Raw genomic sequence first — 1,952 nt, forward strand, 5'->3', positions numbered from 1 at the left:
CTCTTTCAACTAAAACTAAATCTCCAATTCTTATATCTTTTTCTTTTATAAAATCCTCATTTATTAAAGAAACAGAAGAAACTACAACTCCTCCTATTTCAACAGGCTCAAGTTTTCCTACAGGAGTTATTGCTCCAGTCCTACCGACCTGAAATACAACATCTATAAGCTTTGTTGTTGCCTGCCGAGCCTGAAACTTGTATGCAATAGCCCATCTTGGATGGTGTGAAGTCGCACCAAGAGTATCATAAAGAGATATATCATTTACTTTAACTACCATACCATCTATTTCATAAGGGTAGCTGTCTCTTTTTTCTTGCCACTGATTACAGTAATCAATTACTTCATCTATGTTTTTACACACCTTAATTTCTTTATATGGTGATTTAAAACCAAGTTCATAAAGCATTTTTATAGACTCACTGTGCTTTTTAAGTTTTGTTCCAAGAAGGTTATTTTCATTTTCATCTACTGTATATGTTATTTGATAAACAAAAGCTTCAAGTCCTCTTTTTGCCACTTCTTTTGGGTTTTGGAGTCTCAGAGAACCAGCCGCAGCATTTCTCGGATTTGCAAAAAGAGGAAGTCCTTCTTCAAGTCTTTCTTGATTTATTTTTTTGAAAAGTTCTTTATTTATTAAAACTTCTCCCCTTATTTCTATAGTTTTAATACCGTATTTTTCAAAATCTGCAGATAATGGAATTGTTCTTATAACTTTTAGATTTGGAGTTATATCATCTCCAACTGCTCCATCTCCCCTCGTTGCTCCTCTAACAAAAAGATTATTTTCATAAACAAGTGCTATTCCTGCTCCATCAAATTTTGGCTCAACAGAATACTCAATCTCATCTAAACCTGTTATTTCTTTAACTCTTCTATCAAAATCCCTCAGGTCTTCTTCGTTATATGAGTTTTCAAGGGAAAGCATAGGAGCAAGATGTTTTACCTTTGGAAATTCTTTAATAAGTCCACTTGGTACTCTTTGTGTTGGAGAATCGGCAGTTATAAGTTCTGGATATTTTTTTTCTATTGAAACAAGCAAATGAAACAATTTATCATATTCATAGTCCGAAATTACAGGGTTAGCAAGAACATAGTATTTCCAGTCATGATACTTTATAACTTCTCTTAAATCATTTATTATTTTTTCTGCATCTTCTTTTGTCTTTAAATCTTCAATAGATATTTTTAACAGCTGGCGGGTTTTTTCTATAAGCTGTTTTTCTTGTTCTTTTGTATACATTTTCTTACCCTTTTTGTTTTTATTTTCTATTATACAACTTCACCTTTCCAGAGAAGTCCCAGCTTGAATTCTATATTTTTTTCAGGAAAAATCTTTTTTACTGCTTTTAAATAGTATTCTTTTTGCTTTTCATAAGCCTTTATTACTTTTTGCTTTTCTTCCTCGGTTTCATATCTATTTGTTTTGTAATCCATAACAATTATTTTCCCATCTTTTTCATAAATAATATCAATTCTGCCTTCTATGTATTTTTCGTTTTCATATAAAGTAAATGGAAGCTCTCTAAAAATTATATTAGATTCTTTTAATTCTTTGTGAAGAGGAGAATTTATAAATTTCCTTAAGATTTTACGGCTGTTTTCCATAACTACATTTTTTATAAGTTCTGGAATTATTTTTTCCTGTTTTTTTATTAATGTATTTAACTGCTTTAATGATATATTTGTAAAATCCACCTCTTCCAATACATTATGTACAACAATTCCTGTATAAATAGAAATATTTTCACCTGTATTTTTTGAAAAATTGAATTTTATTTCTTCTCTTTCTTTCTCTTCTTTCATTATTTGAGATACAGATGTAAATCTTGGACTGGTGAGGGATTTTTCATAAATTTCTCTTTGTTTTTTTTCTTTTTTAAGATTTCTTCTAATTTTTCTTCTATATTATCTAAATCTAATTATCTCTTGTCTCTAAATTGCATCCAGAT

2 protein-coding genes are annotated in these 1,952 nt (G+C 29.7%); both read right to left on the bottom strand.

Translation table 11 applies throughout. The annotated features are described in order from the left end of the window. A partial coding sequence (ligA, locus tag HG1285_RS03435) for an NAD-dependent DNA ligase LigA (RefSeq protein WP_008288869.1) occupies positions 1–1,243 on the bottom strand: 1,243 nt, incomplete at its 3' end. A 29-nt stretch (positions 1,244–1,272) separates the two neighbouring features. Next, positions 1,273–1,806, bottom strand: a complete 534-nt coding sequence (locus HG1285_RS03430) for a PD-(D/E)XK nuclease family protein (protein ID WP_008288870.1) — start codon at positions 1,804–1,806, stop codon at positions 1,273–1,275. Positions 1,807–1,952: the final 146 nt, after the last annotated feature.

It is taken from the genome of Hydrogenivirga sp. 128-5-R1-1, from assembly GCF_000171895.1.